The organism is Bifidobacterium hominis, from assembly GCF_040095915.1.
In the GTDB taxonomy this organism is placed as follows: domain Bacteria; phylum Actinomycetota; class Actinomycetes; order Actinomycetales; family Bifidobacteriaceae; genus Bifidobacterium; species Bifidobacterium hominis.
Map to the genome: position 1 here is coordinate 23037 of NZ_JBBMFR010000005.1, position 16178 is coordinate 39214.

Annotated in this window: 15 protein-coding genes and 1 tRNA gene; 3 read left to right on the forward strand and 13 right to left on the reverse strand. The window is 56.1% G+C overall.

Translation table 11 applies throughout. From position 1 onward, the window contains the following. Window positions 1–24 precede the first annotated feature (24 nt). The 4 genes from ybeY to WMO36_RS04800 all read right to left on the reverse strand — a co-directional run bounded on the left by ybeY (window position 25) and on the right by WMO36_RS04800 (window position 2961). The gene (ybeY, locus tag WMO36_RS04785; protein ID WP_003835085.1) at window positions 25–570 is read right to left on the reverse strand and encodes an rRNA maturation RNase YbeY; all 546 of its coding nucleotides are present in this window, start codon (window positions 568–570) and stop codon (window positions 25–27) included. Then, window positions 567–1706, reverse strand: a complete 1140-nt coding sequence (locus tag WMO36_RS04790; protein ID WP_099570639.1) for a PhoH family protein — start codon at window positions 1704–1706, stop codon at window positions 567–569. Before WMO36_RS04790 ends, ybeY begins: the two co-directional genes overlap by 4 nt. 38 nt (window positions 1707–1744) lie before the next feature. Next, the gene (locus WMO36_RS04795; RefSeq protein WP_099595775.1) at window positions 1745–2080 is read right to left on the reverse strand and encodes a histidine triad nucleotide-binding protein; all 336 of its coding nucleotides are present in this window, start codon (window positions 2078–2080) and stop codon (window positions 1745–1747) included. Between the two features lie 83 nt (window positions 2081–2163). Beyond that, on the reverse strand, window positions 2164–2961 hold the full coding sequence (locus tag WMO36_RS04800) for a 16S rRNA (uracil(1498)-N(3))-methyltransferase (protein WP_349076999.1): 798 nt from the start codon (window positions 2959–2961) through the stop codon (window positions 2164–2166). 120 nt (window positions 2962–3081) lie between these two features. Here WMO36_RS04800 and WMO36_RS04805 point away from each other — a divergent pair. The 3 genes from WMO36_RS04805 (at window position 3082) to glgC (ending at window position 5495) form a co-directional block, all read left to right on the forward strand. After that, window positions 3082–3171, forward strand: a tRNA-Leu gene (locus WMO36_RS04805). Window positions 3172–3237: 66 nt separating this feature from the next. After that, complete coding sequence (locus tag WMO36_RS04810) at window positions 3238–4104, forward strand: TrmH family RNA methyltransferase (protein WP_234737721.1); 867 nt, start codon at window positions 3238–3240, stop codon at window positions 4102–4104. A 146-nt stretch (window positions 4105–4250) separates the two neighbouring features. Further along, a complete protein-coding gene (gene glgC, locus WMO36_RS04815; RefSeq protein ID WP_349077001.1) occupies window positions 4251–5495 on the forward strand; it encodes a glucose-1-phosphate adenylyltransferase in 1245 nt (414 codons plus the stop codon). Between the two features lie 82 nt (window positions 5496–5577). On the opposite strand, the gene WMO36_RS04820 is transcribed toward glgC, so the two are convergent. The 9 genes from WMO36_RS04820 to WMO36_RS04860 form a co-directional block, all read right to left on the reverse strand. Beyond that, window positions 5578–6165: a metal-sulfur cluster assembly factor gene (locus WMO36_RS04820; RefSeq protein WP_349077003.1), complete on the reverse strand. Its 588-nt coding sequence runs from the start codon at window positions 6163–6165 to the stop codon at window positions 5578–5580. A gap of 130 nt (window positions 6166–6295) precedes the next feature. Continuing rightward, entirely contained in the window at window positions 6296–6847 is a 552-nt protein-coding gene (sufU, locus tag WMO36_RS04825) for a Fe-S cluster assembly sulfur transfer protein SufU (protein ID WP_099570644.1), read from the reverse strand. A gap of 5 nt (window positions 6848–6852) precedes the next feature. After that, complete coding sequence (locus WMO36_RS04830; RefSeq protein WP_291802187.1) at window positions 6853–8127, reverse strand: SufS family cysteine desulfurase; 1275 nt, start codon at window positions 8125–8127, stop codon at window positions 6853–6855. After that, entirely contained in the window at window positions 8124–8903 is a 780-nt protein-coding gene (gene sufC, locus WMO36_RS04835; RefSeq protein WP_099595780.1) for a Fe-S cluster assembly ATPase SufC, read from the reverse strand. Before sufC ends, WMO36_RS04830 begins: the two co-directional genes overlap by 4 nt. Window positions 8904–8921: 18 nt before the next feature. Beyond that, entirely contained in the window at window positions 8922–10145 is a 1224-nt protein-coding gene (gene sufD / locus WMO36_RS04840; protein ID WP_099570647.1) for a Fe-S cluster assembly protein SufD, read from the reverse strand. Window positions 10146–10150: 5 nt separating this feature from the next. Then, window positions 10151–11605, reverse strand: a complete 1455-nt coding sequence (gene sufB, locus WMO36_RS04845) for a Fe-S cluster assembly protein SufB (protein ID WP_099571143.1) — start codon at window positions 11603–11605, stop codon at window positions 10151–10153. 221 nt (window positions 11606–11826) lie between these two features. Then, window positions 11827–13509, reverse strand: a complete 1683-nt coding sequence (locus tag WMO36_RS04850) for a L,D-transpeptidase family protein (RefSeq protein ID WP_099595781.1) — start codon at window positions 13507–13509, stop codon at window positions 11827–11829. 146 nt (window positions 13510–13655) lie between these two features. Beyond that, on the reverse strand, window positions 13656–15317 hold the full coding sequence (pyrG, locus tag WMO36_RS04855) for a CTP synthase (protein WP_099570649.1): 1662 nt from the start codon (window positions 15315–15317) through the stop codon (window positions 13656–13658). A 407-nt stretch (window positions 15318–15724) separates the two neighbouring features. Further along, window positions 15725–16174: a type II 3-dehydroquinate dehydratase gene (locus tag WMO36_RS04860; RefSeq protein WP_294448041.1), complete on the reverse strand. Its 450-nt coding sequence runs from the start codon at window positions 16172–16174 to the stop codon at window positions 15725–15727. Window positions 16175–16178: the final 4 nt, after the last annotated feature.

A 16178-nucleotide genomic window follows, 5' to 3' on the forward strand; every position in this document is an offset into this window, starting at 1 on the left:
GATATGTTGCCGGCAACGTAATCACTATTTGGCGATCTGTCGCCCGGTACCATGCTCCCGATCCCATTCGGCAAGCGCATCCGGCGCTCCTGACGGAAGAATCGCCTGCGCTCCCGATCCTTGGCGGAGAGCAAAGAAAGTGAGCAGCAGTTGACGCTGCAGACCGAACATCTGGCGCTCCTGTTCCGGTGTCGCATGATCGTATCCAAGCAGGTGGAGAATGCCGTGGATTGTCAGAAGCATCATTTCCTCCATGGTGCTGTGTCCGGCCGCAAGCGCCTGCTGGGCGGCCACCCATGGGCAGATCACGATGTCCCCAAGCACGCCTTCCATCACGGTTCTGCCGTCTCCTGGGCGTAACTCGTCCATGGGGAAGCTCATTACGTCAGTCGGTCCTTCAAGATTCATCCAACGCATGTGCAATTGGGCGATCGGATCGGGGTCGACAAACATGATGGTCAGGTCGGATTGCGTGCTGACGCGCATCTGGTCCATCACCCATATGCCGAGATCGGAGAACACCTTGCCGTCGATCTGCCAGACGGTTTCGTTGGTTACCTCGACGCTCATTCAGCGTTCCTTTCGATTTGCTCGTCCGTTTTCCTAGATGTGATTCTGCTTGCGACGCGACGGCTATGGTCGCCGGCGATGGCCGCGTGTCGATCATAGGCCGCGACGATTTTGCCGACCAGCGCGTGTCGCACCACGTCTTCCGGCTTGAGGTGGGCGAATGCTATGTCGTCGATGCCGTCAAGGATGCGTTCGATGGTGGCAAGGCCGGATTTCGGCACTGTCAGATCGACCTGCGTCACGTCACCCGTGATGATCATTTTCGTGTTGAAACCCAGTCGCGTCAGGAACATCTTCATCTGCTGTTCGGTGGTATTCTGCGCTTCGTCGAGAATCACGAACGCGTCGTTGAGCGTGCGTCCACGCATGTACGCAAGCGGCGCGACTTCAATGGTGCCGTCGTCCATGTAACGTTTGAGCTGGTCCGCTCCGAGCATGTCGGAAAGCGCATCGTACAGCGGGCGAAGATACGGATCGACTTTTTCGTTCAGTGTGCCCGGCAGGAAACCGAGGTTCTCTCCGGCCTCCACTGCAGGTCTGGTCAGAATGATGCGGCGCACCTGCCGATCTTGGAAGGCGCGAACCGCCTTGGCTACTGCAAGATACGTCTTGCCTGTACCGGCGGGGCCGATGGCAAACGTGATGGTATGTGACTCGATGGCATTGACATAGGCGACCTGACCAGCGGTTTTCGCGCGGACCGGCTTGCCAAGCGCAAAGGTGATCACTCCCGGCACATGCGGCTTGCGGCGGTCTGCGGCATGCTCACGTTGTGCGGCACGCCCCTGCTGCCTATCAGCCAAACGTAGTCCCTCCACTACACGCCCATGCCCCGGGCGCGCGGCGCGAACGGGGTTTTTCAACACATTCTGGTCGAGCATGCGTCGCACCGTGTCGGCATCCATCGGAGCCGTATATGCGGCTTGAATGATGTTTTCAATCACATGTTCGGCCTGCGCGGCTTGGGATTCGGATTTGTTGGAATGTGACATGATCGCGATACGGTTGCCTCTGACGATGATGGTCAGGTCAGGGAACGCTCGTTCCACTTCCCGGAGAACCTCGTCGACCGGACCAAGCACGGTTACCGGATCAAGCTGTTGGGGAATCGCGATGGTACGTGTAGTGGTGGCCACAAAACCTCTTCTAACGTTGATATATGGGGAAAAGAAAGTTACTCGTCGAGTTTTTCACCGGTCAGCACATGAGCATGCACATGGAATACGGTTTGCCCCGCATCAATCCCGGTGTTGAAGATCAGCCGGAAGGCGCCATGGAATTCCTTATCGGCGATGTTCTGCGCAACTTGAGCCATGTGGGCAAGCTGCTGCGGATCGGCCGCCGCAAGCTCGGCCACGTTCGCATAATGCTCGCGAGGCACCACAAGCACGTGGACTTTGGCCTTCGGATTGATGTCCTTGAACGCGTAGGTGGTATCGTCCTCATACACCTTTTCGCTTGGAATCTCTCCTGTGATGATCTTGCAGAACAGGCAATCCTTGTCGCTCATAATGCTCCTTAATGCTGGGAAACCTCCATGACCATGCTATTGCGCAACCGGGATAATCCACGGCAAATCGCCGACGTGTGGCATCAAACGAAACGTCCCAACGCCCGTGCGAGCAACGATAATGCGACCGGACCGGCCGTGGACGCCCGCAGAATGTTGCTTCCGAGCACGCATACTTCGGCTCCGGCGTTGGTGAAAGACTCAATTCCCGCATCGCCGATACCGCCTTCCGGCCCGACCACCACGTACACGGTACGCTGGCGCCCGTCTTGCAGACACTTGTCGGAAAGCGCCGCGATCGACTCCTCCAACTGGCTCCAGGTCTTGGTGGCATCCTGGTGCAGCACGATTACCATATCGCCGTGCACGCAGGCACGTTTGCATATGGCGACCAGCTGCTTGCTGGTCACGCACTCACCCAATTCAGGCGTCCAGGAACGTCGCGATTGTTCGGTGGCCGCCTCAAGCACTTGCCTCCACTTCTTGTCGGTACGCCCCACCTTCCATTTGGCGATGGAACGATCGGCCTGCCATGGAATTACCTCGTCCACACCGATCTGCGTTGCCGTGTCGATGGCCTGTTCATCATGCCCTGTTTTGGCCAACGCCTGAATCAAAGCGAGTTTGGTGATGGGTTGCGGTTCCTTGCCGAAGCTCGACACTTGCGCGATTCCCTGCTGCGCGTCGCACAGCACTGCATGGATGCGCAATCCCCTACCATCGGAAAGTTGCAGCTCATCACCGTCTTTCAGGCGCATGGCCTGAATGGCGTGGCGACGCACCGATTGAGGCAACGTCAATTTCCATCCGGCGTTCAGCTCATCGCTGTTCACAGGCACATCATCATGTTCCGTATCAAGCAGAAAAAGGGCATCAGTCATAGTTTCAGAGACTACCAGCACCTCGGATACCAATGGCGGAATTCCGCGCGACACGCCGAGACTTGCATCACGCCAAGCATCTGCTATAGTTTTCTTTCGTTGCCGTTGAGCAACGCACCTGTCCGGGTGGCGGAATGGTAGACGCGCTAGCTTGAGGTGCTAGTGCCTATTTATACAGGCGTGCGGGTTCAAGTCCCGCTCCGGACACCAGCAAAACCCCTTGGAGACAAGGGGTTTTCTTGTATCTGAAAAGCTATTCGGTGAAAGATCGGTCACATGCAGTTCATCCATCTTGATTCCATTGACGACGAGCGCGTGGCGGCATACACAAATCTCACGGAAATCCAGCTTCGCAACAAGCTTGAACCCAGCAAAGGCCTGTTCATCGCGGAATCGCCGAAAGTCATTGACAGGGCGCTTGCCGCCAACCGAGAGCCGATATCGCTGCTGGTCGAAGAACCGTGGATTGAAGGCATGGCCGGAACCTTCGCGCTCATCGACAACCGATGGGGCACCGACATTCCCGTGTACGTGGCCTCCCCCGAACAGCTCAAGCAGCTGACCGGCTATCGTCTGCACCGAGGCGCGTTGGCTGCGATGAAACGTTGGCCTTTGCCCAGCGTCGAAGAAGTTTGCCAAGGGGCACGCCGCGTCGCGGTCATGGAGAATATCGTTGACCACACCAATGTCGGCGCGCTTATGCGCTCCGCGGCCGCGTTGGATGTCGATGCCGTGTTGGTAACGCCTTCTTGCGGCGATCCGCTGTATCGGCGCGCCGCCCGCGTGTCGATGGGCACGGTGTTTCAGATTCCGTGGACACGCATCGGCGGAGATGATAAGCATTACTGGCCGTTCGCCGGCATGCAGGAATTGCACGATCTTGGATTCACGACCGTTGCGATGGCTCTTGAGGACGACTCCATTTCGTTGGAAGAACTCGTTCGCCGCTTGAACAATGCCGACGACGAAAAAGACCATATCGATAAGTTGGCGCTGATTTTCGGCACTGAAGGCGATGGCCTGTCGCATCACACCATCTCCCGTGCCGACCTGACGGTGAAGATTCCCATGAGCCACGGAGTGGACAGTCTTAACGTTGCCGCTTCGAGCGCCGTAGCCTTCTATTCAACTGCTGTTCGCTAAAACAATCCGCAAATTTTCAAGACTCGCGGTGCAAACTCCTTGCATGTTGCAAAAAATATGCAATTATTGAGTGCGTAAGCGGTTTGCGATGATGCAGACCACCAATGTGTGCGGTGTCATAACGACGCTCTAGGAGAGGAGTTCTCATGGCGAAGAATCCGAAAATTCTTTCCATCGTGCTTGCAGGTGGTGAAGGCACCCGTCTGATGCCTTTGACTAGGGACCGAGCAAAGCCGGCTGTTCCATTCGGCGGCGTGTTCCGACTGATTGACTTCCCGTTGAGCAATCTGGTCAATTCCGGCTACATGCAGACCGTGGTGCTCACCCAGTACAAGTCCCATTCGCTTGATCGCCATATTTCCACAGTGTGGCGTTTCTCGCCGTTGCTCGGCAACTATGTCTCCCCTGTTCCCGCCCAGCAGCGTCTCGGCAAGCACTGGTATCTCGGTTCCGCCGACGCCGTCTATCAGACCATCAACATCATCGAAGACGTGCAGCCGGATATTGTGGTGATCGTCGGCGCCGACCACGTTTACCGTATGGACTTCCAGCAGATGGTGCAGCAGCACATCGCATCCGGCGCGGAGTTCACGGTGGCGGGTATTCGCCAGCCGATCAGCCAGTCCAACCAGTTTGGCGTGATCGAGGTTGATCCGGAACACCCGAGCATGATCAAAAGCTTCCAGGAGAAGCCGCAGACCACGACTGGTCTGCCGGATGATCCGAACTCCATCCTCGCTTCCATGGGTAATTACGTTGCCAACACGGACGCCCTGTTCGAGGCTCTGGCGCTCGACGAAAAGGCCGAAGACACCAAGCATGATATGGGTGGCGACATCGCTCCGTACTTCGCGGCTCGCAATGAGGCCGGCGTCTACGACTTCAATTCCAACGAGATTCCGGGAGCGACGCCGACCGATCATGCCTACTGGCGCGACGTGGGTACTCTGAAGCAGTTCTACGATGCACATATGGATCTGATCTCCTATGTGCCGGAGTTCAACCTGTATAACACCGAATGGCCGATCTACACACTGTCCGGCAATCTGCCGCCTGCAAAGTTCGTGCATGCCGGGCGTGACCGTCTTGGACACGCCACCGATTCGATCGTCTCCCCCGGCGTCATCGTGTCGGGCGGCGAAGTGCACCATTCCGTGCTTTCACCGAACGTACGTATCCACTCGTGGTCGCAGGTCGTCGATTCGATTCTGTTCGACGGCGTGACCATCAATCGTCGAGCACGCGTCTACAAGGCGATTCTCGACAAGAATGTTGTGCTTACCGAGAATTCGACCGTCGGTATCGATACCGAACATGATCTGGCTCGTGGCTTCACCGTCACGCCGGAAGGCATCACTGTGGTGCCGAAGGGTACTGTGGTCGACGACTGACGTTCTGCCGCACACAGAACAAAAGCGTGCTTCCCAGCGTCGGGAGCACGCTTTTTTATGTCGTTTTTATGTCGCTATACTGTCAGTATTTCGGAAGATTATCGAAGTTGAAGCCAAGCGCAGCCAACTGTTCGCGTCCTTCCGGAGTAATCTTTTCCATGCTCCAACGCGGCTGCCATGTCCAATCGATACGGAATTCCTCAACGAGGCCTGCAAGGGTGCTTGCGCACTCGTCTTCAATCAAATCGGTCAGCGGGCATGCCGGAGTGGTCAGCGTCATCGTAATGATGACACGGCCAAGCTCATCGATTTCAATGCCGTATACTAAGCCCAAATCAATCACGTCAATGCCGAGTTCCGGATCAATGACCTGATGTAGTGCTTCCTTCACATCAGCGGCGGTCGCACGTCCGATATCATCGACGGCCTTCAATGCGATGCCGTCATCCTGCTCCTCGGAACAGCCGCATGCTCCGGCCTGATTGCCACAGCCACAAGCATCCTGCTTGATGTTCTCGTGTTCGATTTCCACTGGTTTGCCGTCCTTGAATCCTTTGGCGAGATTAGGGTTAAGCATGACGCGACGCGCAGCGGCTTCATCATTGCCCAATGCCTTGGCAACGGAATCGAAAATCGAGGCCTGCGGTTCTGGGACCAAGGTATCGCTCATTGTCGCTCCATATTTGATTTGAGTATATCCTGTTGAGTAGCCTATCGTGTTGGCTGGAGTTTGTCGACGGTGTTTCGTTCACTGTAGGCACAATGCACGAAACACCGATCCACTTGCGGAAAGATGCTTGTCACGCCTTCGCAGACAACGCCTTAGCCACGGAATCCTTCATGCCTTCCCAACCAAGCAATGCGCATTTGATACGCATCGGATACTTGGAAACTCCTTGGAAAACGATGCCGTCCTCAAGGGATTCTTCCGCGGATTCATCATCCAGTCCCTTGCCACGCGATTCCATGAGCTTATGGAAGGTATTAGCCAAGTTCATGGCCTCATCCACGGTTTTGCCTTCCACAAGGTCGACCATCACCGAAAGGCTGGCTTGTGAAATGGAACAACCATGACCGTCCCACACCAATCGTTCGATAACATGCGGCTCCTGGTCGGAAACCTCCACGTGCACGGTGGCCTCGTCTCCACAGGTCGGATTGAACTGATGGGACTCGCCAGGAGTGCAATACTCGTGAACCGCCTGAACCGTAGCGTTTCCCGATTGGGAAGCATGTTCAGAAGCCAGATCCGGAGCGAAATGCTCCCTGCCATGCGGATTCTTTGAGGCTTCGAGAATGACCTCCTGATACATCTGCTCGAGATCGTCGCCAGACAATGCAAAATCACTCATATGTGCTACTTAACTCCAAAGAACGGACGGACCTTCTTCAACGCCTCAACCAACGCCTGTGCGTCTTCGACGCAGTTGTAGATGCCACTGGATGCACGGTTGGACGCATATACACCGAAATGGCGGTGCACCGGCTGCGCACAATGGTGACCGACACGGATGGCGATGCCTTGCGCATCGATGAACTGGCCGACGTCATGCGGGTGAACGCCTTCGATTTCGAAAGCAACCGTACCGATACGTTGCTCGTTGGCATGCGGTCCAAGAATGCGTACACCCTCGATCTGCCCCATCTTGAGCAGTTCTCCTGCGATAACGCGTTCGTGGGCTTCAAGGTTTTCCATGCCAATGTTCATTAGCCACTCGGCTGCAACGCCTGCTGCGACGACTTGGGCAACTGGCTGTGTGCCCGCCTCGAAACGTGCCGGGGGTGCCATGTATTGCGCTTCCTGATCCATCCAGGCAAGTTCCACCATGGATCCGCCGAAATTCGCCGGAGGCAACGCTTCGAGCATCTCACGCTTGCCATATAGGAAGCCGACGCCCGTTGGACCGTACATCTTATGCGCGCTCCATGCGGCGAAATCCACGTCCAATGCGTGCAAATCGATCTTCAGGTGCGGCACGGACTGACATGCGTCAAGCACAACCACTGCGCCCACCTCGTGCGCACGCTTCACAATCGGCGCAATATCGGTGATGGCACCAGTGGTGTTGCCTACATGGGTGACGGCCACGATCTTCGTGCGCTCGGTGATTACCTCATCTGCGGTGTTGGCAAGGATTCGTCCCTCATCGTCCAGATCAAACCATTTCAATGTCGCTCCGGTACGTGCGGCAAGTTCCTGGAATGGCAGCAACACAGAATGATGTTCAGCTTTGGATACGACGATCTCGTCTCCCGGCTTCACAGCGAAACGTCGTGCCGCTTCTCCCCCACGCCCCTGGGATGCGTTACCGAAGGCGGTCGCCAACAGATTCAATCCTGCCGTGGCGCCGGAAGTGACGACGATTTCCTCCTCGCCTTCAACCGCATTGGCACCGACAAGACGCGCCACCTTGGCACGCGCCTCCTCGAACGCCATGGTGCTGCGTGCGGCAAGTTCATGCGCTCCACGATGCACACCGGCGTTGATGGTGCGATAGAAATCGCTTTCGGCGTCGATCACGCATTGCGGCTTCTGAGAAGTCGCCGCGGAATCCAAATAAACGAGCTGATGGCCGTGAATCTTCTGATTGAGAATCGGAAATTCCCTACGGATCGCCGCGAAACCGGTCATGCCAGCGCGCTTTCGGAATCGGCACCTTCCGGCAGGTATGCGTCATAGCCGGATTCCTCAAGCTCGTCGGCCAGTTCAGGACCACCAGTCTTGACGAAGTGGCCGGCCGCAAACACATGCACGATATCCGGCTTGATGTACTTGAGGATTCGGGTGTAATGCGTGACCATGAGGATGCCGAACTGGCTGGCTTCCTTGGCGCGGTTCACACCCTCGGAGACGATACGCAACGCGTCGACATCCAGACCGGAGTCGGTTTCGTCAAGGATGGCGAACTTCGGCTTGAGAAGCTCGAGCTGCAGCACTTCGGCACGCTTCTTCTCACCGCCGGAGAAACCCTCGTTCACGGAACGGGTGGCGAACTTCGGATCCATCTTCAGGCGTTTCATCGCTTCAGACAGTTCCTTGGTCCAGGTACGGATGGCTGGAGCCTTGCCGTCGACTTCGGTTTTTGCGGTGCGCAGGAAGTTGGTCATCGACACACCCGGCACTTCGACCGGATACTGCATGGCCAGAAAGATACCCGCCTTGGCTCGCTCGTCCGGAGTCATCTTGAGGATGTCTTCGCCGTCGAGCAGCACCTGTCCGGAATCGACCACGTACTTGGGATGGCCCGCCAGCGTGTATGCCAGCGTGGATTTGCCGGATCCGTTCGGTCCCATGATGGCATGGGTTTCGCCGGAGTTGACGGTCAGGTTCACGCCTTTGAGGATCGGCTTGATGCCGTCCTTGGTTTCGACGTGGGCGTACAGATCTTTGATTTCAAGAGTTGACATGGTTTTCGCTCCTACGTTCTACTTCTCTTCCAACACCTGGGCGATTGCGTCATTCTCGCCGCGTGCCAGGCGCATATCGATAACGTTCATGAGATGTTCGCTGATTGCGGGAATGCCGATTTCCTCGACGAGTTCGCCGAAGAAGCCTCGCACCACAAGTTTGCGGGCTTCGGTTTCCGGAATGCCACGGGACTGCAGATAGAACAGCTCCTCATCGTCGAAACGACCGACGGAAGAGGCATGTCCAGCTCCGATGATGTTGCCGTTTTCGATTTCTAGATTCGGTTCGGAATCGGCGATCGCGCCCGGAGTAAGTACCAGATTGCGGTTGAGCTCATACGAGTCAGTACCCGGCGCGGTCGGAGCGATCAGCGCGTTGCCGACCCATGTGGAGTGCGCGTCCTTGCCGTCAAGAGCGCCTTTATATACCACACGACTCTTACATTCGGGATAGTTGTGCACAACCATGGTGCGATGTTCGATATGCTCGCCCGGATCCACGAAGTAGATACCCAGCATATTGAGATCGCCTTGGCCGCCGCCGAAATCCTGATCCATACGGATTCGAACAACGTCGCCGCCGAGCGTGACCACGGAATGACGCAGGGACGCGCCCTCTCCCATGTGGATGCGCTGGTTGCCCACATGCTTGGATCCCTTGTTCCACTCCTGAATGAATGTGGTGGACACATGGGAGTCCTTACCTGTGAGGATCTCCACGCCTTCGGCGATACGTGCATCGCCGTCATGCTCCACAACAACATCAGCGTGGGCGCGGTCAGCTGCGATGATCACCAAATGGAAAGCATCCAAGTCGGTTCCGGCACCATGCACCTTGACAAGTACTGGTTGCTCGATTTCACCCTCAATGCGCAGAATTCCAGCACGGGATGTGGAATTCCATTGCACCGCGGACACGCGATCGCAAGGCTTGGAAACAATGCCTGTATCGGCGTCTCCCGGCTTGCCTTCGCTATAGGTCACGCCTTCAGTGAGAGCCGTGCCGTCGATCATAGTGACGGCAATCTGGGTTTCGTTCGACGGCGTAAACGGTTCAAAGAACTCTTCGACGCGTTCCACAGGGGTATAACGCCAATCATCCTGCTTGCGGTCGGGCACTTCGAATGCGTCCACATCGAATGAACGCGGCGAGCGATCCGCCGAAGATGGCATGGCTGCCGGATTCGCATACGGATCGTTCGGATCCGCGACGGGAATGTTGATTTCCTGAGTTTGTGCCATGGTAATCAGCCCACCGATCCTTCCATCTGCAGTTCAACCAGTCGGTTCAGTTCAAGCGCGTATTCCATCGGCAGCTCACGGCTGATAGGCTCCACGAAGCCTCGCACGATCATGCCCATGGCCTCGTCTTCGGAAAGACCGCGGCTCATCAGGTAGAACAGCTGGTCTTCGGAAACCTTGGAAACCGTAGCCTCATGTGCCATGGAAACATCGTCTTCGCGCACGTCCACATGCGGGTAGGTGTCGGAGCGACTGAACTCATCGACAAGCAGTGCATCGCATACCGTCGAGTTGGACGATCCTTCGGCACCCTTGACGATTTTGACGAGACCACGATACGCGGAACGTCCACCGCCGCGGGAAATCGACTTCGCCACAATGGTGGAGCTGGTGTGCGGTGCAAGGTGGATCATCTTCGCACCGGTATCCTGATACTGGCCCTTACCTGCGAAGCCAAGCGACATGGTGCTGGCCTTCGCATACGGCTCGGCAAGAATGCAGGCCGGATACTTCATGGTTGCCTTAGAACCAATGTTGCCATCGACCCATTCCATAGTGCCGCCTTCACGCACGTAGGCACGCTGCGTCACCAGATTGTAGACGTTGTTCGACCAGTTCTGCACGGTGGTGTAGCGCACGCGGGCATGTGGCTCAACGAAAATCTCCACTACGCCGGAATGCAGCGAATCGGTCGAGTAGATCGGCGCGGTGCAGCCTTCCACATAATGCACGTACGATCCCTCATCGGCAATAATCAACGTGCGTTCGAACTGACCCATGTTCGGCGTGTTGATACGGAAGTATGCCTGCAGCGGAATATCGACATGCACACCTTTCGGCACGTAGACGAACGATCCACCGGACCATGCGGCGGTGTTCAATGCCGAGAATTTGTTGTCGTTGCTTGGAATGCACTTGCCGAAATACTTCTTGACGATTTCCGGATATTTCTGCACCGCAGTGTCGGTGTCGACGAAAATCACGCCTTGGTCTTCGAGATCCTTCTGGATCGAGTTGTAGATGACTTCGGATTCATACTGTGCCGCGACGCCGGAGACAAGACGGCTTTTTTCCGCTTCCGGAATGCCAAGCTTGTCATACGTCGTGCGGATCTCATCAGGCAATTCCTCCCAGGTCGTGGCCTGCTTGTCGATCGGCTTGACGTAATACTTGAAATCGTCGGCGTCAAAATCCTTCAGATCGACACCCCATTGAGGCATCGGACGGTTGATGAAATCGCGATAGCCTTCCAATCGCTTTTCCAGCATCCATTCCGGCTCGTTCTTATCTGCGGAAATGGCGCGCACGACGTTCTCGTCAATGCCTTTTTTTGCCGCTTCTCCGGCGAAATCCGTGTCATGCCATCCGTACGTATAGTCGCCGAACTGCTGGATGATTTCGTCATCCTGCTTGATTTTATCTTCGTTCACTCGCGTGCGATCAGCCACATATTGGCTCATCTCCACGTCAGCTGCGGCATTGGGCGCTTGGTTCTCTGCCACCGTACGCTGCCTCCAATCACTCGTTTGTACTTATGACAACCTAACAGAACGTGGGGTGAAACACTAGCACCCCTTTCGCTATTCGGCAATGATTTGTCGTGATTTATCTTACATAGCGCAAAGGCGGAAGCCGAACATCAGTCTTCCGCCTTTGCGTCTTTCTGTCGATAGCCCGCGAATCAGGCCTGAACGTGAACCGTCGTTCCCATTAGGCACCAATTGTAGAACCATTCGGCCTGATCCCAGCCGACGCCGACGCAACCATGGGATGTGTTCTTCCCCATAGCTTGAATGCTGCTGTCGTTGAACGCGCTCTGGGTGGCGATGCGGTGAATCGCACATCCGGTCTTTGAGAAGTAGTTGACGAATCCAACATCCTTGACATCCCACTTCTCGGTGCTTCCGTTCGATAGGGTAAGCGAGCCACTCATGTTCTGAGATTGGTATTTGAGCCACACTTTGAAGTCGCCGTCAGGCGTACAGTTGTCGTAGGAGTTCGGATCGCAGTAGGTTGGCGTACACAAGTCGCCGCTCGGCTGGCACTGGCCCGTCTGATAATCGTTGCCCTGACCGGCAGACATATGCATGACACGGACGGTCTGCCCATTTTCAATGGCTGTAACGGTATGCGAAGACAAGCTGACCACCACGGTACGTGTGGTTTTTTTCTCATTCTGTGGGTCGCAAGTGCCTTGGATATTTACTGAATCAGAGCCTTTGGCAAACGCCTCAGCGGCATCACGGCCAACATTGGTGTCACCACCATCAGAAACAGTTATGCCATCATGCCCAGCTACATTGGTTTGCAGCACATCACCGACACTATTAACGATGACATCACCGTCAACTCGATCCGCATGGAAGTTCGATTTGATGGAATCATTATAGTATTGCTGCAATTTGTCCCCGTCGATGATCAAAGAGCCATTTCGGGTTTGATTATTGCCGAGCTTCTCACTATCCGGTCCAAGCGTGATGGCCGATGCGATGGACTGCGCGCCGAATTCCGCCACTTTATGGTCGCCGATTTTGATAGCCACCGGCTTCGCTATCCACGCGTCAGCAGAAGCCTTGGCCTCGTTGGCTTGGTCATCCGTGATGACGGGATCAGTAACCTTATTTTTAAGAGTCACCATTTGAGCGGTCTGCTTGCCGAAGGACTCAAGCACGTTCTTGGCTTCTTTGACGATATCCGTCACATCGATACCAGTCCCCTGTTGGCCTGGCGTCACATCGAAGGCGGTACCATCCGCGTTGAGCTGTAGCGACGGGTTGGTGGCGGACACGGACTGCACTCCCAACATGTCACCTACCGTCTGGGCACTGACTCGAGAATCGTCGAAAGACTCGACGTCGACATCCTCACGGGTCCAGAATGCATACTTCTGGAAAAAGGAATCGTTACGTTTCGCGTTCATCACATTTTCGGCGATGGACTCCGCGTCAATGGCGACGCCAAGATCCTTCAACGTGACTTTCTTACTCGTTCCCTCATAGGAAACGGGAACCGTCAATGATTCCGCCGTATCGGAAATCTCTTGGATGATATGATCTCGGGATTGTCCTGTCATGGACTTGCCCCAGAGCGTGACACCTGGCAACGCATGTGACTGGAAGAACCAGTATCCGCCGCCGGACACGACACCGAGAAGAAGCATCACCGCGAGAACAATCCACAGCCACAACAGGTGGCGCTTCTTGCTGGCATTCACAGTCAACGCTGCGCCATCATCAATGGGATCGGCCGTTTCGGCAAACGAATCCAAGCTCACCTGCGAGATGACTTTTGGGTCATCGCCCATGTTTGGGAAGGCGAACTTACCGTTGCCGCTTTCCGGAGAATCCATATCGTTCAAGCTCATGCTCCCTCGTAAAGGTTTTTCATTACGAATACGTCTTGTTGGTAATTCAAGGCCAGGCCCCTATTATGCAACATGGTCATGAACTCCTTTGGACTCATGACCATGTTGCATATCGGGTTATCCGACGTTAATCACAATTCGTCGATTTAGCGCTCCTGCTGGTGGTCCAGAGCAGCCTTGACTAGACCTGCGAACAGCGGGTGCGGCTTGGTCGGGCGGGACTTGAACTCAGGATGAGCCTGAGTGGCCACATAGAACGGGTGCACTTCGCGAGGAAGTTCGACGAACTCGGTGAGTTCGCCGTCCGGGCTCTGGCCGGAAATGCGCAGACCCGCTTCACGCAGACGGTCCTTATATGCCACGTTCACTTCGTAACGGTGACGATGGCGCTCAGTGACATGCGTGGTGCCGTACAGTTCCGCAACGATGGAACCTTCTTCAAGCTCAGCAGGATAGGAGCCAAGACGCATGGTGTGTCCCATGTCACCATTGCCAGCGACGATGTCTTTCTGCTCCTCCATGGTTGCGATGACCGGGGTCGCACAATCGGGCTCGAACTCGGTGGAGTTCGCGTCCTCCAAGCCGAGGACGTGGCGGGCGTATTCGATGACCATGGACTGCAGGCCGAGGCACAGGCCGAGAGCCGGCAGCTTGTTCTCACGGGCGAACTTCAGGGCGCCGATCTTGCCGTCGATGCCGCGGATGCCGAAGCCTCCGGGAACGACAATGCCGTCGACTTGGTCGAGCGCGGCGGCCGCACCCTCCTCGGTCTCGCACTTATCGGCGGCGACCCACTTGACGTTCACCTTGGCATAGTTGGCGAAACCACCGGCCTTGATGGCTTCGGTAACAGACAGGTAGGCATCCGGCAGATCGATGTACTTGCCGACGATGGCGATGTTCACCTCATGCTTCGGGTGGTGCACACGCTCCAGCAGGTCCTCCCACTCGTCCCAATCGACATCGTGGAACGGCAGGCCGAGTTCGCGCACGACATAGGCATCGAGGCCTTCGTCGAACAGGGTCTTCGGCACGTCGTAGATGCTCGGGGCGTCCACACAGTTGACCACGCCTTCGGAATCCACGTCGCACATCAGGGAGATCTTGTCCTTGATGGACTGGTTCAGCGGACGGTCGGAACGCAACACCAGGGCATCCGGGGAGATGCCGAGCTGACGCAGCATCATGACGGAGTGCTGGGTCGGCTTGGTCTTGAGCTCATGGGCAGCAGCAATGTACGGCACCAAGGAGACGTGCACGAACATGCAGTTTTCGGCGCCCAGATCGCGGCGGACCTCACGCGCGGCCTCCAGGAACGGCTGGGATTCGATGTCGCCGACGGTGCCACCGATTTCGGTGATGATCACGTCGACGTCATCGGACGCCTGCGCACGCATGCGGGACTTGATTTCGTTGGTGATGTGCGGGATGACCTGCACGCACTGTCCAAGGTATTCGCCGGCGCGTTCCTTGCGCAGCACTTCCTGGTAGATCTGGCCGGTGGTGACGTTCGCCTTTTGGCTCAGATACACGTCAAGGAAACGCTCATAGTGGCCGATGTCGAGATCGGTTTCGGCGCCGTCCTCGGTGACATAGACTTCACCATGCTGGAACGGATTCATAGTGCCCGGATCAACGTTGATGTACGGATCGAGCTTCTGCTGCAAAACCTTGATGCCACGGCTACGAAGTAGGCGACCAAGGGAGGATGCGGTCAGGCCTTTGCCGAGAGAGGAAACAACGCCACCGGTGACAAAAATATGCTTGGTAACGTGCTCTTGAGAATTGCCATGTGTTCTTCTAACCATGGAACTTCAGTCTATCAGCGGCATAAGACGCGGCGTGTTTCTTCAATGCGAAAATGCGGGACCATCGTCTCTTCGATGATCCCGCCTAGCAAAAGTAGGAAATACAGTCAGTCAATCAGATTCAGTTCTTCTTTCTGTGGGAAGCCGCGAATGCGAATGCTATGTCAAAAGTCACCGTGGCCAATACGAAACCCGTGATGGCGGACCTGTCTTCGGGCTCTTCCAGCTGGAGTCGGCAGGCTTGCAGTAGATGGTGACGCTTCTATCATCCGGTAGTGTCTCGTCATCTTTCTGGTTCGCATCAGGATCGGACGGATCGGTGGCCCCGGTGGATGCCGGATGCCTACCGGAAAGCATCCGGCATGTATTGCGTTGCTTGGGCAGTCCCAATCAGAACTCGAAAAACGTTACTTAGCTTCCAGCAGGTGCGCGACGGCGTCCAAAGCGAGCTTGTATCCGTAGAAGCCCATGCCAGTGATAGTGCCGGTGGCGACCGGTGAAATCACGGAGCGTTTGCGAAACTCGTCGCGCGCGGACGGATTGGATATATGCACCTCCATCAGCGGCAGACCCTCGTCAATCACCATGTGGGCGGCGTCCGCAAGACCGTAGGAGTAATGGGTGAATGCGGCGGGGTTCATCACGATGGGCGTCTTCTCGTCGGCGGCCTGATGCATCCAGCCGATCATCTCGGCCTCGTCATCGCTCTGGCGGACCTCCACGTCAAGCCCGAGTTCCGAACCCCACTGCGTGCACAACTCGCGCAGGGTCTCAAGATCCTGCTTGCCGTACACGTCGGGCTGTCGCACGCCAAGACGACCGAGATTCGGTCCATTGACGACTACTACTTTAGTCATGTTC